This is a genomic window from Marivibrio sp. (assembly GCF_040218065.1).
Lineage (GTDB): Bacteria > Pseudomonadota > Alphaproteobacteria > UBA8366 > Aestuariispiraceae > Marivibrio.
In genome coordinates, this window is the sequence record NZ_JAVJQE010000008.1 from 510,774 (window position 1) to 527,565 (window position 16,792).

Genomic DNA, 16,792 nt, shown 5'->3' on the forward strand with positions numbered 1-16,792 from the left:
GTGGAGGGAGGCGCGGTCTTCGCCGGAGGATCGTCGCGACGCGTTGCACCGAGGATGCCGGGTGGCGCGCGGCGGCGCGCAGTCCGCAAGCGAGACGTCGATCACCCCACCAGCGCCGCCGCCCCGTCCCAACAGAGCTTCAGCCCCGTCAGGAACAACAGCCCGTAGGCGATGCGGTAGAAGACCTGCTGGCTCACCAGCCGGTGCAACCGCACCCCGGCCCAGATCCCCAGCGGCGCCAGCGGGGCGAGCGCGAGCGACGTGCCCAGATTCTCCGCCGAGAACAGCCCCAGCATCGAATAGGGGACGAGCTTTGCGGCGTTGACGGCGAAGAAGAACCAGACGGTGGTTCCGACATAGAGGGTTTTGTCGATCCGCTGCGGCAGCATGTAGAACTGCACCGGCGGGCCGCCCGCGTGGGCCACGAAGCTGGTAAAGCCGGCGACGCCGCCGAAGCCGCTTCCCTTCAACCAGCTTGGGCGGGGCGGCGCGCCGTCCGCCCTGCGCGGACCGAAACCCGTCCAATGCTGCAGCGTGAACAGCACGGCGATCAGCCCGATCGTGAGCCGCACCGCATCCGCGTCGAACAGCCTGAAGGTCAGCGCGCCGACGACGATCCCGGCGATCGCGCCGGGCAGCAGGCGCGCCAGGTTCGTCCAATCCGCCGTCCGTCGGTAGGCGATCAGCCCGAACACGTCCATCGCGCACAGGATCGGCAGCATGATCGCCGCCGCTTCGATCGGCCCGATCACTAACGCCATCGTAGGCACCGCGACGATGCCGAGGCCGCCGCCGAAGCCGCCCTTGGAGATCCCGGCGATCATCACCGCCGGAATGGCGACCGCGTAGAACAGCGGATCCTCGATCAACTCCATCCGGGAACCACCTCGCCGACGCCGCCGCGGCGCGGATCGCCGGCCGCGCTGATCGCGCCGGCGGCGTCGATCTCAGCCCCGTGGACGCCCCCGAAGAAGACGTTTCGCTCTGGCCACAGGCGGTGGTCCGGCCAAAGCGCGGCGAGGGCTGTCGCCTCCTCGTCGCGGAAGCCGCCTTCGATCTCAAGCCGCTCTCCCTCGACATGCAGGCGCGGCGCGGCGATCGCAGCCTCAAGCGGCAAATCCTCCGCCAGAAGCCGCACGGCCGTGTGAAAGATCGCGGAGCGGATGCGGTTCGACCCGCCGCTGCCCAGCGCCACGCGCCGGCCGTCGTCGGTCAGTAGCGCCGTCGGCGCCATCATCGAGGCGATCCGCTCCCCCTCGCGCCATTGGAAGAAGCCGCGGGGATTCAGGTCCTCTTCGCCCAGCATGTTGTTCATCATCTGCTCGGCGCCGGGGATGATCTCGCCGTTGCCTTCGCCGTTTGACAGCGACAGGGCGGCCAGGTCGCCCGCGGCGTCGACGACGGAGATATGCGTCGTCCCGCCGATCTTGCGCGCGCGCCCCGCCAGTCGGTCCAGCGTCGCCGGGGCCAAGAGGCGCTCGGCCGCGCTCTCGATCGCCTGCAGATCCTCGGCCCCGGTCAGGCCGCTTTCCGCGCGGCCTTCGACCGCCGCGCCCATCGCCCCGGCGACGGCGCTCAGCAGATCGGCGCGCCCTGGGGCCAGCCGCTCGATGACCGCCAGCTGTGCGGCGATCAGCGCGCCGCCCGCGGACGGCGCCGGGTTGGTCAGCGCCCGCGCCCCCAGCGCGCGCGCTTCCAGCGGCGCCCGCGTTTGCGCGGCGTATGCGGCCATGTCGGCGCGGGTCAACAGGCCGCCGTCGCGCGCCTGGTCGGCGATCGCGGCGGCCGGTTCGCCCTCATAGAACCAGCGCGGGCCTTCGGCGACCATCGTCTCCACCGCGTCGGCGAAGGCGGGCAGGCGGCGCACAGCGCCTTCGCGCTTGGTCGCGCCGGGCTCATGCGCGTCGGCCATCAGGGCGCGGGCCTCGTCGCTCGCCAGCATGATGGGCGAGACGACGCGCATCAAAAGCGCCTGGAAGGGCCCGATCGGATGGCCCTCCCGGGCGAGGCGGATCGCCGGCGCCGCGATCTCGCGCAAGGGCAGGCGCCCGCGCGCAGCGTGCACGGCGAACAAGCCTGCGGGGATCCCCGGCACGGCGGCCGCCGCCCGGCCGATGTGGAACGCCTGGGTCGCCGTCCCGAAATCGGCGACGATCTCGCGAAAGTCTAGGTCCGACTGCGGCCGCTTGCCGCCCGGGGTCTGACAGAAGAAATCGAAGATCCGCGGCGCGTCCCCGTCCGCCGGGGCGGACAGCAGGAAGCCGCCGCCGCCCAGCGAGCACAAGACCGGCTCCGCCACGCAGGCCGCCAACATTCCGGCCAGCGCCGCGTCGCAGGCGCTTCCGCCCGCAGCCAGGACTTCGGCCGCCGCAGCGGCCGTCGCCGGATCGCCGGCTGCGACCGCGCCGCCTCGTCCGCTCATCCCTCAGTTTCCTCGAACCCGTCAGCTCAGGCGGCGGACCATAGCCGCGCGCGCCCTTGCGCGTCCATAGGGCCGGGCGTAATGCTTGCGTCCCGGCAACAGCGACCAGCTTGGAAGAGGTCCCCATGCCCCGCCAGACCGAGCGTCTGCCCCTCGCCTCCCCCACGCCCGGCGTGGCCCGCCATCTTATGGTGCATCGATACGGCGCGCCCGGCGGGCGCCCGAAGGTCTATATCCAGGCGTCGCTGCACGCCGACGAGTGGCCGGGCCTGATGGCGATCCATCATCTGCTGCCGCTGCTCGACGCCGCCGACGCGGCCGGGGAGATCCAGGGAGAGATCATCGTCGTCCCCTACGCCAACCCGCTCGGCATGGACGCGCGCTACGGCGGCGGGATCGTCGGGCGCTACGCCTATGACGGCTCCGGCAACTACAACCGCGATTGGGCGGATTTGGCGCCGCTGATCGCCCAACGCCTGAACGGCCCGCTGTCGGGCGAGGCCGAAGCCGACGTGGAGCGCGTGCGCGGCGCGATCCGCGCCGCCGTCGCCGACCTGCCGAGCCGCACCCCGATGATGGAGCTGCGCCGCACCCTCATGGGCCTTTCTGCGGACGCCGATCACGTCCTCGACCTCCACTGCGACGGCGAGGCGGAGCTTCATCTCTACGCCAACGAAGCCCGCCGCGAGACGGCGATGGGCCTGGCCGAGGATCTCGGGATCGAGGTCGCGCTGCTGGAGGAGGAGGCCGGCGGCGGCGCCTTCGACACCGCGCCGGTGGAGCTCTGGTGGCGCCTGAAGGAGCACGACGTCCCCGGCGCGGAGAGACTGCCCGTCGCCTGCTTCGGCGCGACAGTGGAGTTGCGCGGAAAGGGGGACGTCTCCGACGAACTGGGGGCGCGCGACGCGGCCGGGCTGCTGCGCTTCCTGGCGCGGGTCGGCGCGACGACGCCGGCCGCGGCCGATCGCGCCGGCCCTGCGCCCGCCGCGACGCCGGTCGGTTACCGCCTGGATGCGGTCGACACGCTCAACGCGCCGGTCGCAGGCCTCGCCTGCTATCTGAAGCCGCTGGGCGCGACCGTGCAGGCGGGCGAGGTCGTCGCCGTCGTCATCGACCCGGCCGCCGAGCCCGGCGCGGCGCGCACCGAGGTGACGACGCAGCAGACCGGCCGCCTCTTCGCCTTCAACGAACACCGCTTGGTCCAGCCCGGCGACCGCATCGCCAAGGTCGCGGGGCGCGAGCCGCTCTCCTACCGCAAGCTGGGGGCGTTGTTGGAGGATTAGAAGCCGGCGCCCCTCGCCCCTTTCATAAGGGGAGAGGGAGAAACAAGACGCGCCCCTACGCCGCCGGCTGCGGCGCGGGCGTCTTGGCGGGGGCGGTCTCGCGCGGGCGCAGATGGGCGTGGTAGCGGCGCTCGAGCGCCTTGAAGATCCGAGTGATGCCGAAGACCAGCACCCCGTAGAGCACGGCGGCCGAGATGAAGCCTTCCCAGGTGACGTAGTATTTCGCGTTCACCACGCGGCCCGCGCCCAGGATGTCGATCACCGTGATGGTCGAGGCGACGACCGAGCCGTGCAGCATGAAGATCACTTCGTTGCCGTAGGCGGGCAGCGCGCGGCGCAGCGCGCTCGGCATGATGATGCGGCGGACCCGCGTCCAGGGCGCCATGCCGGCGGCCTTCGCGGCCTCCACCTCGCCCCAGGGGGTCGCTTCGATCGCGCCGCGGAAGATCTCGGTCGTGTAAGCGGTGGTGTTGAGCACGAAGGCGATCAGCGCGCACCACCAGGCGTCCTTCAGGACCACCCAGAAGACGCTGTCGCGCACCGCCTCGAACTGGCTGAGCCCGTAATAGAGCAGATAGAGCTGCACCAGCAGCGGCGTGCCGCGGAAGAAATAGGTGTAGGCCCAGACGATCGGGTTCCACACCGGATGGCGGTAGGCGCGGGCCAGCGACAGCGGGACCGACAGGACGAAGCCGATCGCCAGCGCGATCGCGACCAGCAGCACCGTGTTGATGACGCCGGTCAGGAAGAAGTCCCAATTCTCGAAGACGAGGGCGAGATCCATCTTGCGTCTCCCCCTCAGGCCCGCCGCACGCCGGCGGAGTATTTGCGATCGAGGCGGTTGAGGCCCCAATCGGAGATCGCGGTCAGCACCAGATAGATGATCAGCACCGCGAAGAAGAACATGAACGGCTCCTGCGTCGCCTTGCCGCCGGCGTTGGCGTTGTAGACGACGTCCTGAAGGCCGATGACGCTGACCAGCGCCGTCGTCTTCAACAGCACCAGCCAATTGTTGGTGAAGGAGGGCAGCGCGTAGCGCACCAGCTGCGGCCAGATCACCCGCCGGAAGGTCAGGCTCGGCGTCATGCCGCAGGCGACCGCGGCCTCGATCTGTCCCTTCGGGATGGAGAGGAAGGCGCCGCGGAAGGTCTCCGTCATGTAGGCGCCGAAGATGAAGCCGATGGTCAGCACCCCGGCCATGAAGGGATTGACCTCGACATAGGTCCATAGCGAGGTGAGTTCGCCCAGATCGTTCAGCAGCAGCTGACCGCCGAAGAAGATCAGCAGCATGAGCACGAGGTCCGGCACGCCGCGGATCACGGTGGTGTAGGCCTCGGCGATCACGCCGGGGACGCGCGCCCCCGACAGCTTGCCCCACGCGCCCAGCAGGCCCAGCAGCACCGAGATCAGGACCGAGGCGATCGCCACCTCGATCGTCACCAGGACGCCGTCCAGCAGGTTCCAGCGATATTCCCAGACGCTTTCCATCGCATGGGCCTCCTCAAGCCGCGGCTTGATCCGAAACAGGAAGGCCCGCCGCCCGATCCGACATCCGGTCGGACGAGACGGCGGGCCCCGTCAACGCGTCACTCGGTCCTCGACCGGTCGGCCGTTCAGCCGCCGTAGATGTCGAACTCGAAGTACTTGTCGTTGATTTCCTTGTAGGTCCCGTCCTCGCGGATCGCGGCGATCGCGTCGTTCAACTTCTGACGCAGCTCGTCCTCGCCCTTGCGCACCGCGATGCCGGCGCCTTCGCCGAAATACTGCGGATCGGTGTGATCGCCGCCGAAGAAGGCGTAGCCCTCGCCGGCCTCGGTCTTCAGGAAGCCGTCCGAAACGGCGATCGAGTCGGCCAGAATGGCGTCGACGCGACCGGCCTGCAGGTCGAGATAGGCCTCGTCCTGGGTGGCGTAGCGCTTGATCTCCGAGTCGGTGTAGAGCGCGCTGACGTAATCGTCATGAATCGTGCCGCGCTGCACGCCGATCGTCTTGCCGGCCAGCCCTTCGGGCGTGTCCGCCCAGTCCACGCCTTCCTCGGCGGCGAACTTGGCGGGGGTCTGATAGTACTTGTTGGTGAAGTCGACGACCTTCTGGCGATCCGGCGTGATCGACATGGAGGCGATGATGGCGTCGTACTTCTTCGCCTGCAGGGCGGGAATGATGCCGTCCCAGTCCTGCTCGACGAGCGTGCACTCGACATTCATCTCGGCGCAGAGCGCGTTGGCGATGTCGATGTCGAAGCCGACCAGTTCGCCGGAGGCGGTCTTCTCCGAGAACGGAGGATAGGCCCCTTCGACGCCGATGCGCAGCGTGTCCTGCGCGGAGGCGGCCGAAACGCCGAGGGCCATCACGCCCGCGGCCAGGGCGGCGGTGAATTTCGGGAAACGCATGGTGCTCACTCTCCTCGTTTATCGGGGCGGCGGACGGCGCGGGAACCAAGCGTCCCGCCTCCTTGTCGCCCGTGGTTTGATCCGGCGTCGCGCCGGTTCTCCCTCGTTCGGCCGCTCCTCCCTCACTCGCGGGTGCGGGCGAGAAACTGCCGAAACCGGTCTGAGCGCGGATTGCTGAAAACCTCATCCGGCGGCCCCCGCTCCTCGACGCGCCCCTGGTGGAGGAAGACGACCTCCGAGGCGACGTCGCGGGCGAAGCCCATTTCGTGCGTGACAACGATCATCGTACGGCCTTCTTCCGCCAAATCTCGCATCACGGTCAAGACCTCGCCCACCAGCTCCGGATCGAGGGCGGATGTCGGCTCGTCGAACAGCAGCGCCGACGGCTCCATGGCCAGCGCGCGCGCGATCGCCGCGCGCTGCTGCTGGCCGCCGGACATGTGGGCGGGATAGTAGTCGCGGCGCTCCCAAATGCCGACCTTGTTGAGCAGCGCCTCCGCGCGTTCCAGCGCCTGTTTCTTCGGAACGCCCAGGACGTGGACCGGCGCTTCGATCACATTCTCCAAAACCGTCATGTGAGCCCAGAGATTGAAGCTCTGGAACACCATGGCGAGCTGGGTGCGGATGCGCTGCACCTGCTTGGGATCGGCCGGGACGGGTTGGCCGCGCTTTTCGGTCATCCGAATGGTTTCGCCGTTGACGGACACCTGACCGGCGTTCGGAGTCTCCAGCAGATTGAGGCACCGCAGAAACGTGCTCTTGCCCGAGCCCGACGAGCCGAGCATGGCCATCACGTCGCCGCGCCGCGCGGTCAAAGAGACGCCTTTCAGCACCTCGATCTCGCCGAAGCTCTTGTGCAGGTCGTCGACCGCCAGCACCGTCTGATCGGCGACGGGTCCGGCTCCGCCCCCGGTCGGGCTCACCCCATCCATCAGTGGCTCCAAGCCCCCTGGCTTCGCCGCGCTCCCGTCATTGGCGCCGATCCTGTGCGCGTCTGCGCGTCGGCCGGTGAGCTAAGCGGCGCGAGTCCCCCCCGATCGGACCCGCATCGTCCCTGTCATACAAACGAAACCGTAGTGGTATGCCGAAACGGACGCAAGCGCATTGCGTTGCGGCGCCGAATCACGGCTTGTTCTTCTCAGCATGCTCTTTTCGTCCGGTTTTTCCTGGCGGGTATATGGTGGTCTATACTATATGTTGCCGTGGGAGAGAGCGCGCTCACGAGGTTTGGCGGGCGCTTGGCTCAGCTGATAGGAACCCTGCGCGGCCGAGGCCGCGAGAGCCTGGGTAGGTCCGAGACCGTGACGAGCGAGGACCGATACGGAGTCCGCGGTTTTGCGGCGACCGGTCGTCTGGTCAGGCGGGCGGCGCGCCGCATTGTGCGACGCCGCGCCCGGCTGCTCGCGGGAGGCGCGGCCTGGGCCGTCCTGATCGCGGCGCCCGGGGCGTGGGCGATCGAATTGAGCGACGCCGTCCGAAGCGCCCTGCAGACCAACCCCGACGTCGGCATCGTCGCCGAGAACAAGCGCGCTGTTGAGTACGAGTTGGAGCAGGCGGAGGGCGGCTACTATCCCTCCGTCGATTTCCAGGCGTCGAGCGGCTACGAGTGGACGGACGACCGCTCGACCCGCGGGCGGTCCAAGGCGGGCGGCGACGCGGACTCCGTGCGCATGCCGCGCTGGGAGTCGAGCCTGACCCTGACCCAGCCGATCTTCGACGGCTTCGCCACCGACGCGGATGTCTCGCGCCAGGAAAGCCGGGTCGTCTCGGCCTCGCGTCGGGTGCGGGAGACGGCGGAGTTCGTCGGCCTGGACGCCATCGAAGCCTACCTGGAAAGCCTGCGGCAGCGGGAACTCGTGGCGATCGCCGAGGATAACGTGCGCAGCCACGAGCAGACGCTGGAACTCGTCGAGGCGAAGGCGGCCGGCGGCGCAGCCACCGTCGCCGACATCCAGCAGGCGCAGTCGCGCCTCGCGGCCGCGGAGAGCACCTTGACCGAAGCGGAGGCGCGTCTGCGCGACGCGGACGCGACCTACGTGCGCGTCATCGGCGAAAGCCCGAGCGAGCTGTTCCGGCCGCAACCTCCGCTTTGGTCCTTGCCGAAAAGCTTGGACGGCGCGGTGGAGATCGCGTTGCGCAACAATCCGACGATCGCGGTCACCCGCGCCGATCTCGATACAGCGCGGGAAGACTACAAGGCCTCGAAGTCGGCCTTCATGCCGAGCGTCAATCTTGAGATTTCGGGCGAGACCAGTCGGAACCTGGAGGGCTCGCGCGGAGCCGACTACGGGGCGTCGGCGCTGTTGCGGCTCAACTACAATCTCTTCAACGGCGGGCGCGACGTCAATCGACGCCAGGAGCTGGTGCATCGCATCGCGGAGTCCCGGCAGCGCCACAATCGGGCGATGCGGCTCACCGAAGAGGAAATGCGTTTGGCCTGGAATGCGCTGACCGCCGCACGCGATCGGCTGCGCGCGCAGCGCCGGGAAGTCGAGGCGAACGACCGCGTGCGCCAGACCTACCGTCAGCAATTCGATCTTGGCGGGCGCAATCTTCTGGAATTGCTGGATTCTGAAAACGAGTACTTTCTGGCGCGCGGGAATTTGGTGAGTTCCGAGTTCACGGAGCTTTTTTCGGTCTACCGCATTCTGGCGACGGGCGGCGTGCTTCTGGCGGCGCTTGACGTGCCGCAGTTGGGCGACGGGCGCACCGGCCTCGATCCCACGCCGCCGGACCAAATCAATCTAGAGCGTCAGCTGGAGGCGCCGCCTGAAGAGGGAGGCGTGGGCCAGGGCGGCGACCCGACGCTGTCGCCGGACGCCGCCGGCGGGTTGCCAGCCCCGCCTGTCTTCACCGAACCGGGGGCGGCGCTCGACCCCTCCGCGCCGCTCGATCCTTCCGCGCCTCTCGATCCCTCTGCGCCGCTCGATCCCTCTGCGCCGCTTGATCCCTCTGCGCCGCTTGATCCGAGCGGCGGGGGGGAGGGGGCGTCGACGGTGGACCCCTCGGCGCCGCTCGACCCGTCCGCCCCGCTCGACCCGTCCGCTCCGCTCGACCCGTCCGCTCCGTTGGATCCGAGCCTTCCGCTCGATCCGAACGCGCCATTGGATCCGAACGCGCCGCTGGACCCGAGCGCCCAGGGCGCGCCGATGGAGGAGAGCTTCCCGGACGTTGCGCCGTTGCGTCGGGTCAGCGAGGCGGACGCCGCGCAGTTCACGGCCCTGGGAGGCGGCGGCCCACGACTTCCCGACGCACCGTCGAAACATCCGGCGGCCGACGGTCCCGCCTCGCGCCTGCACGTCATGGCGGGCCCGGATGAGGAGGGCGCAGACGTACCGGGCGCCGGCGCGCTTAGGAGCGGGCGAGAGAAGGCGGAGGCCGCCGTCCGCGCCGCGCCGGTTCGTCAAGCGCCCGCGGCTCCGTACGGACTGTTCACGGAGTGAGCGGCCAAGACTGCGGCGGCGCCCCGCAAACGGGCGCCGACGCGTCCGATGGTCGAATCGATGCGGCCGGGCTCCTCTTTCTCTTGCCTTCGACGCGCGCTGACACGTCGGTTTCCCTTCGGGCGTTGAATGCTTTCTATTTGTTTTAAAAGTATAATTATGATATCGATAAAAATTTAATTAAATTCGTATAAAAGATTTTCAAATTTTTGTAGATTTTCACCCCATCGCGACCTTAGAGTGCGCTCGGATAAGGCGGGGCGAAGTGCGTCCCGTCGTCCAGTTGGGCGACCGGAACGCGGTTGCACGACCGGAAAGCGAAGCGCCCCGCCACGGTTCGTCGAGAGGGTCGACGTCAGCGGGACGGCATCTGAAAGGCGAGAGCCATGGCGGTTGAGGGTCAGATCCCGAGCCCGGGATACCAGAACGGCGCGGACGACGCGTTCGATTTCATCCCGGAGAGCCACGAGGCGGCCGGCGCCGCGATCTCGATCGGCGCGCCGCTCGGCGGCGGGTCGGACACGATCCCGGTCGCGCCCGGGCAGGCGCTGCGTCTGGATTTCGACCCGGGCGAGGTCGCCGTGACCTCCGGCCCGGACGGCGTGACCCTCACCTTCGCCGACGGCTCCACCTTGACCCTCGCCTCGACCGAACCCGGCGGCTTCGGGGACAATCCCCCGCTTCTGCTGACCCCGGATTCCCAGTATGAGGACGCGCGAAATCGAGCGGCGCAAGATGGCGGCGAGCGCGCCGTTAGCGATGAGTCGGACGGCGGAGACTCGAGCAATCCGTTCCAGTTCGCCGCCGGCGACGCCGAGCTCGAGGCGCGGGCGATCGAGGTGGACAAACCCGGCGCGGGCGAAACCAGCGAGATGCTGATCCAACCCGGGCAGCCGCTGAAGCTCAATTTCGATCTCGACGAGGTCGAGGTCATCCAGACCGACAGCGACATCGTGCTCAGCTTCGCCGACGGCGCGCAGATCTCGTTCAGCTCTCTGGTGGACGCCGCCTTCTCCGAGGCCCCGCCGGTGCTGTTGCTGCCGGACGGCAGCCTGATGAGCTCCCAGGAGCTCATCGACATGGGATCCAACATCGACGCGCTGGCCGACGCGTTGGCGGGCGTCGACACGGCGGCCGGGCAGGCCAATGTGGGCCCGGTGACCAATTACGGCGACGGCGCCGGCGAGCAGCCGGGCGAGAGCGCTTTGGGCGCCGACACCCCCGCCCCGACGCTGGCGAGCGGCGGTCTGCCGCCGGCCCCGCCGCCGCTTCCGCCGCTTTCTTCGGCGCCGCCTCCGCCGCCCCCGCCGCCTCCGCCTCCGCCGCCGCCTCCGCCGCCTCCGCCGGAGCCTGATCTGTCGAGCCCGCCGAGCCTGGGCGCCTTCTCGCTCGAGCGCGACGAGGACGATCTGACGGCCGGCTCGGACGGCGCGGACGCGCTGTCGGTCAGCCAGACGCTCTCGATCACCGAGGGGTCGGGCGACGTCACCGGCGTCACGCTCTCGGCCGGGGGCGGCCTGCAGGCGCTGAACCTTACGTCGGGCGGCGAGGCGCTTAGCTACTCGGTCTCCGGCGACGGTCAGACGCTGACCGCGACGGCCGGCGGCGAGACTGTGTTCACCGCGGCGCTCAGCCAGTCGGGCGGCGCCTATTCCCTGACTTTCACGCTGAACGGCGGGCTCGACCACCCGTCGGGCGCGGGCGAGAATTCGGTGAGCAACATTCCGCTGACGCTGAGCGTCGCGGCTGACGACGGCGAGACCGGGACCGCGACCGTGACGGTCGGCGTGGTCGACGACGTGCCGACCGCGATTTCCGACGGCACCGCCTCGGTCGCCGAAGGCGGCGCGGCCTTGACCGGCAATGTGATGACGAACGACACGGTCGGCGCCGACGGGGCCGACCTGACCTCGTTCCAGTACACGGCCGCGAGCGGCGCGACCGCGACCGCGGCCGCCGGCGAGACCGTCACGACGCCGAACGGCTCGCTTACCGTGAACGCCGACGGCTCCTGGAGCTTCACGCCGAACGCCGTGCTGGATCACTCCGCCGGCGCGGTGCAGGACGGCTTCATCTACACCCTGACGGACGGCGACGGGGACACCGCCAGCGCGTCCCAGAACATCTCGATCACCGACGCCGGCGCGGCGACGATCGCGGCCGAGGATACGAGCGTCGACGAGGACGATCTGGCGGCCGGCCGGGATTCGAGCCCGGAATCCACGACCGTCTCGGGCGCCTTCACCCAGACGGGCGGCCAGGACGCGATCGCGGACATCCAGTTCAGCGGGACCGACGGCCTGCCGAGCCTCACCTCGAACGGCGAGGCGGTGACCTACAGCCTCTCGTCCGACGGTAAGACGCTGACCGGCTCCGCCGGCGGCGAGACGATTTTCACCGCGACCGTCAAGTCGGACAATTCAGGCTACGACTTCACGCTGTCGGGCGCGATCGACCACGCCTACGGCGGCGGCGAGAACAGCCTGGATCTGCCCTTCGCCGTGACCGTCACGGACGCGGACGGCGACACGGCCGCCGGCTCCTTCTCGGTCTCCGTCGTCGACGACACGCCGGTCGGGGCGAGCGAGCAGACGCTGACCGTCAGCGAGGACGGAGGCGCGGTCGGGACCGATCACGGCGCGCCCAACCTGCTGGCGAACGAGACCTTCGGCGCCGACGGCCAGCCGGCCTCCGGCGCGACCATTACCGGCTTCGGCTACACCGATGCGACGGGCGCGACGCAGAGCGCGAACGCCGGCGAGACGGTGACGACGCAGTACGGCTCGCTCACCGTCAACGCCGACGGCACCTGGTCCTATACGGCGACGACCGGCGCCGATCACGACGCCAACGAATTCCCGTTCGACAGCTTCAGCTACACGCTGGTGGACGCCGACGGCGATGCGGTCAGCGGCCAGCAGCCGATCCTGCTGACCGACGCCGGCCCCTCGATCGACGTCGACGGGGGCCTGGGCGCCGACGGCGACAGCTTCACGGTGGACGAGGACGATCTGTCGGCCGGATCCGACGGCTCGGACGCCGTCTCCGTCAGCGGTCAGCTGACGATCGACGGCGCGGCCGACGGGGTTGAGAGCGTGGCGCTTGAGATTCCGCAGGCGCTGCAGGATATGGGGCTCACCTCCGGCGGGCAGGCGCTGAGCTACAGCGTCTCCGGCGACGGCCAGACGCTGACGGCCTCGGCCGGCGGCGAGGCTGTCTTCACCGTCGCGCTCAGCGAAAGCGGCGGCCAGTACGGCTTCACTTTCACCTTACAGGGCGAGCTGGATCATCCGGACGCCGCGGGTGAGAACGTCATTTCCGGCGTGCCCTTCCAGGTGCAGGTCGCGGACACGGACGGCACCACGGCGAGCGCCGACTTCACCGTCGACATCGTCGACGACGTCCCGCAGGCGGTCGACGAAGCGACGATCACGCTGGGCGAGGGCGGTGAGAGCGTCGGATCCTCGAACGGCGGCGTCAATCTGCTGGCGAACGACGAGACCGGCGCCGACGGCGCGACGATCACCGAAATCGCCTACACGGACGAGTCCGGCGCGGCCAAGACCGCCGCCGTCGATCCGACGAACGGCGTCACGGTCGACACGCAGCACGGCTCGCTCACCGTCAACGCCGACGGGAGTTGGTCCTACTCCTCGGACGCGAGCGTGGCGGGCGACGGGGTGAGCGACGCCTTCACCTATACGATCACCGACGCGGACGGCGATACGTCCAGCGCGACTCAGGGCCTAACGCTGACCGACGGCGGGCCGAAGATCGGGTTCCCGGACGGCGATCCGGGGACGCCGGACGCCGAGACGGGCGATGCGGCGGTGGACGAGGACGACATCTCGTCCGCCAGCGTCACTCAGCCGATCGCGATCGATTTCGGCGACGACGGGCCGGCGGCGACCGACCCGGTCCAGCTCGAGATCCCGCCTGCGCTCGCCAGCGCGGGTCTGACCGCGGGCGGGCAGCCGGTCACCTTCGCGCTGTCGGCGGACGGGCTCAGCATCGTCGGCTCCGCCGGCGGCGAGGAGGTGCTGTCGATCAGCGTCTCCGGCGATCCCGCCTCCGGCTACAGCTACACCGCGACGCTCTCCAAGCCGCTCGATCACGACGGCTCGGGGGAGGACTCCATCCAGAATCTGCCGGTCACCGTGGTCGCGACCGACGGCGACGGCACGGTCGCGCGCGCCGGCGTCGAGATCGACGTGATCGACGACGTGCCGACCGCGACGGACGAGCCGGCGCTGGCGATCGGCGACGGCGACAGCGTCACCGGCTATAACGTGCTCTCGAACGACGATCTCGGCGCTGACGGCGCGACGCTGGTCAGCTTTTCCTACGCCGACGCCAACGGGGTTCAGCAAAGCGCCTCGGCCGGCCAGGAGGTGACGACCCAGTACGGCACGCTGCAGGTCAACAGCGACGGCTCCTGGAGTTTCACCGCGAATGCGGGCGCCCAGACCGGATCGACGCTGGATGACGGCTTCACCTACACGATCCGCGACGCCGACGGCGACGAGGCGACCGCCATGCAGGCGATCTCGATCACCGACGGCGGCCCGCAGATCGGCTTCGGCGGCCAGCCCTTCGGCCAGGACGGCGGCGGCGCCGTCGACGAGGACGATCTGGGCGCCGAGAGCGGCGACCGGGAGGCCGGCACCGATCAGGCCGGCGCCAGCTCCTTCACCCAGTCGATCAACGTCGACTTCGGCAGCGACGGCCCGGCCGCCAGCGACGCGGTGCAGTTCGAGATCCCGCAGGCGCTGACCGACAAGGGCCTGACGTCCGACGGCGAGGCGCTGAGCTACGCCGTCTCGGGCGACGGGACGACGCTGACCGGCTCGGCCGGCGGCGACACCATCTTCACGGCCGTGCTGTCGGGCGATCCGAACAGCGGCTACAGCTACACGTTTGATCTGGTTGGCAATCTCGACCAGGCGCAGGGCGAGGGCGAGAATTCGATCGCCGACGTTCCGCTCGGCGTCGTCGTGACCGATTCCGACGGCGATCAGGCCCGCGGGACAATCAATGTCGAGGTGATCGACGACGTTCCGCAGGCGGCGGACGAGCCCGCGGTCTCGATCGAGGAAGGGGCCGGGACCATCGGCACCGCCCAGGGCGAGGCCAATCTGATCGCCAACGACAGCTTCGGGGCCGACGCCGACGGCGCGGCGATTCAGAGCTTCACCTACACGGACGCCAACGGCGACGCGGCGACGCAAGCGATGGGCGGCCAGACGCAGACGGTGACGACCCAGTTCGGCTCCTTGACCGTCAATCCGTGGGGCGGCTGGAGCTACACCGCGAACGGCGATCTGGATCACAGCGGCGGCCAGCCGCTGGACGACAGCTTCAGCTACACCATCGTCGACGGCGACGGCGACACGGCGAGCGCGACCCAGCCGATCTCGATCACCGACGACGGCCCGAGCGTCGATGTCGGCGGCGGCCTGGGCGCGGGCGGCGACGAATTCTCCGTGGACGAAGACGACCTACCGGCCGGCGCCGACGGCTCGGACTCGCTTTCCGTCACCGGCGATCTGACGATCGACGGCGGCTCGGACGGGCTCGATTCGGTCGCGCTTCAGGTTCCGCAGGCGCTGCAGGTCATGGGCCTCACCTCCGGCGGCCAGCCGTTGAGCTACAGCGTCTCCGGCGACGGCCGGACGCTGACGGCCGAGGCTGGCGGGGAGACGGTCTTCACCGTCCAGCTGAGCGAGAGCGGCGGCCAGTACAGCGCGACCTTCACGCTGGCGGGCGAGCTCGACCATGCGGCCGGCGCGGGCGAGAACGTCGCCCAGAATCTGCCCTTCACCGTCGCGGTGACCGACGGCGACGGCAGCACGGCCGAGGCCGGCTTCACGGTCGACGTGGTCGACGACGTGCCCCAGGCGGTCAACGACGCGACCGTCTCGCTCGCGGAGGGCGACAGCGCAACGGGCGGGAACGTGTTGTCCAACGACGCGCTCGGCGCCGACGGCGCGAGCGTGACCAGCTTCGAATACACGCCCGCGGGCGGCGGCGCGGCGGTCAGCCAGACGGTCCCGAGCGGCGGCGGCGCGACGGTCGCGACGCAGTACGGCTCGCTGACCGTCAATTCGGACGGCTCCTGGAGCTTCACGGCCGATGACGGGATCGATCAGTCGAACGGCCCGGTCGCGGACGGCTTCACCTACACGATCACGGACGGCGACGGCGATACGTCGAGCGCGACCCAGGGGATCGAGATCACCGACGCCGGCGTCCCCGTCGCCAACGACGACGGCCCCGGCGCCGGCGACGGCGGCGCGAGCGTCGTCGAGGGCGAGAACCAGATCAGCGGCAACGTGGTCGCGAACGACGACGCCGGCTCGGACGGCCCGATCACCGTCGTCAGCTTCACCTATACGGCCGAGGACGGCTCCTCCAAGACCGTCGACGCCGGCCAGACGGTCGACACCCGATACGGCTCGCTGACGGTCAATTCCGACGGCTCCTGGACCTACGAGTCCGATCCGAGCGAGAATCACGCCTCCGGCGATCTGCCCGACAATTTCACCTACACGATCGAGGATCAGGACGGCAGCCAGGCGTCTGCGACCCAATACATCACGGTGACGGACGGCGCGCCGGTCGCGGTCGACGATCCGCTGAAGTCGGTGCAGGAGGGCGCGGGTCCGGTCACCGGCGACGTGATGGCGAACGACGACGGCGGACCCGACGGCGCGACGCTCACCAGCTTCGAATACACGCCCGCGGGCGGCGGCGCGGCCGTCTCCGCGAGTGTTCCGGCTGGCGGCGAGACAACGGTCGACGCCGAGTTCGGCCAGCTGACCGTGCGCGCCGACGGGACCTGGAGCTTCACGCCGACCTCCGACGTCGACAACGCCTCCGGCAACCCGCAGCAGAGCTTCACCTACACGATCACGGACGGCGACGGCGATACGTCTAGCGCGACCCAGGCGATCGAGATCACAGACGGCGCCGGCCCCGTCGCCGAAGACGACGCTCTCCGCGCTGTCCAGGAAGGTCAGAACCAGATCGGCGGCAACGTCCTCGACAATGACGACGCCGGCGCCGACGGCTCGGTCACGGTGACCGGCTTCACCTACACGGCCGAGGACGGCTCGACCCAGGACGGCGTCATCGGCCAGCCGATGAACACCCAGTACGGCACGCTGACGGTCAATTCCGACGGCTCTTGGAGCTATGAGTCCGATCCGAGCGAGGATCATTCGAACGGCGACCTGCCGGACGACTTCACCTACA

9 protein-coding genes are annotated in these 16,792 nt (G+C 69.5%); 3 read left to right on the forward strand and 6 right to left on the reverse strand.

The window, feature by feature from the left end:
* Positions 1–101: 101 nt before the first annotated feature.
* On the reverse strand, positions 102–875 hold the full coding sequence (locus RIB45_RS08710) for a sulfite exporter TauE/SafE family protein (RefSeq protein ID WP_350049857.1): 774 nt from the start codon (positions 873–875) through the stop codon (positions 102–104).
* Positions 866–2,422: a gamma-glutamyltransferase gene (locus RIB45_RS08715; RefSeq protein ID WP_350049858.1), complete on the reverse strand. Its 1,557-nt coding sequence runs from the start codon at positions 2,420–2,422 to the stop codon at positions 866–868. Before RIB45_RS08715 ends, RIB45_RS08710 begins: the two co-directional genes overlap by 10 nt.
* Before the next feature lie 125 nt (positions 2,423–2,547).
* On the opposite strand from RIB45_RS08715, the gene RIB45_RS08720 reads away from it, so the two are divergent.
* Positions 2,548–3,705: a succinylglutamate desuccinylase/aspartoacylase family protein gene (locus RIB45_RS08720; RefSeq protein WP_350049859.1), complete on the forward strand. Its 1,158-nt coding sequence runs from the start codon at positions 2,548–2,550 to the stop codon at positions 3,703–3,705.
* A 55-nt stretch (positions 3,706–3,760) separates the two neighbouring features.
* On the opposite strand, the gene RIB45_RS08725 is transcribed toward RIB45_RS08720, so the two are convergent.
* From RIB45_RS08725 to RIB45_RS08740, 4 genes are all read right to left on the reverse strand, one after another.
* A complete protein-coding gene (locus RIB45_RS08725) occupies positions 3,761–4,489 on the reverse strand; it encodes an ABC transporter permease (protein ID WP_350049860.1) in 729 nt (242 codons plus the stop codon).
* Positions 4,490–4,503: 14 nt separating this feature from the next.
* Positions 4,504–5,193 carry an ABC transporter permease gene (locus RIB45_RS08730; protein ID WP_350049861.1) on the reverse strand — a complete coding sequence of 230 codons (690 nt, stop codon included), beginning with the start codon at positions 5,191–5,193 and terminating at the stop codon, positions 4,504–4,506.
* Positions 5,194–5,318: 125 nt separating this feature from the next.
* Positions 5,319–6,095: an L-arginine-binding protein AotJ gene (gene aotJ / locus RIB45_RS08735; protein WP_350049862.1), complete on the reverse strand. Its 777-nt coding sequence runs from the start codon at positions 6,093–6,095 to the stop codon at positions 5,319–5,321.
* Between the two features lie 122 nt (positions 6,096–6,217).
* A complete protein-coding gene (locus RIB45_RS08740; protein WP_350049863.1) occupies positions 6,218–7,027 on the reverse strand; it encodes an ABC transporter ATP-binding protein in 810 nt (269 codons plus the stop codon).
* 447 nt (positions 7,028–7,474) lie between these two features.
* Here RIB45_RS08740 and RIB45_RS08745 point away from each other — a divergent pair, with 447 nt between their 5' ends.
* Together RIB45_RS08745 and RIB45_RS08750 are read left to right on the forward strand one after the other, a co-directional pair.
* Complete coding sequence (locus tag RIB45_RS08745) at positions 7,475–9,538, forward strand: TolC family outer membrane protein (RefSeq protein ID WP_350049864.1); 2,064 nt, start codon at positions 7,475–7,477, stop codon at positions 9,536–9,538.
* A gap of 386 nt (positions 9,539–9,924) precedes the next feature.
* The coding region (locus RIB45_RS08750) for a T1SS-143 repeat domain-containing protein (RefSeq protein WP_350049865.1) at positions 9,925–16,792 on the forward strand (6,868 nt) is incomplete at its 3' end.

What these genes read in the sequence shown, in the direction of transcription:
- RIB45_RS08710 (WP_350049857.1), bottom strand. Translation starts at nt 875, where the DNA reads ATGGAGTTGATCGAGGATCCGCTGTTCTACGCGGTCGCCATTCCGGCG.
- RIB45_RS08715 (WP_350049858.1), bottom strand. Translation starts at nt 2,422, where the DNA reads ATGAGCGGACGAGGCGGCGCGGTCGCAGCCGGCGATCCGGCGACGGCC.
- RIB45_RS08720 (WP_350049859.1), top strand. Translation starts at nt 2,548, where the DNA reads ATGCCCCGCCAGACCGAGCGTCTGCCCCTCGCCTCCCCCACGCCCGGC.
- RIB45_RS08725 (WP_350049860.1), bottom strand. Translation starts at nt 4,489, where the DNA reads ATGGATCTCGCCCTCGTCTTCGAGAATTGGGACTTCTTCCTGACCGGC.
- RIB45_RS08730 (WP_350049861.1), bottom strand. Translation starts at nt 5,193, where the DNA reads ATGGAAAGCGTCTGGGAATATCGCTGGAACCTGCTGGACGGCGTCCTG.
- aotJ (WP_350049862.1), bottom strand. Translation starts at nt 6,095, where the DNA reads ATGCGTTTCCCGAAATTCACCGCCGCCCTGGCCGCGGGCGTGATGGCC.
- RIB45_RS08740 (WP_350049863.1), bottom strand. Translation starts at nt 7,027, where the DNA reads ATGGATGGGGTGAGCCCGACCGGGGGCGGAGCCGGACCCGTCGCCGAT.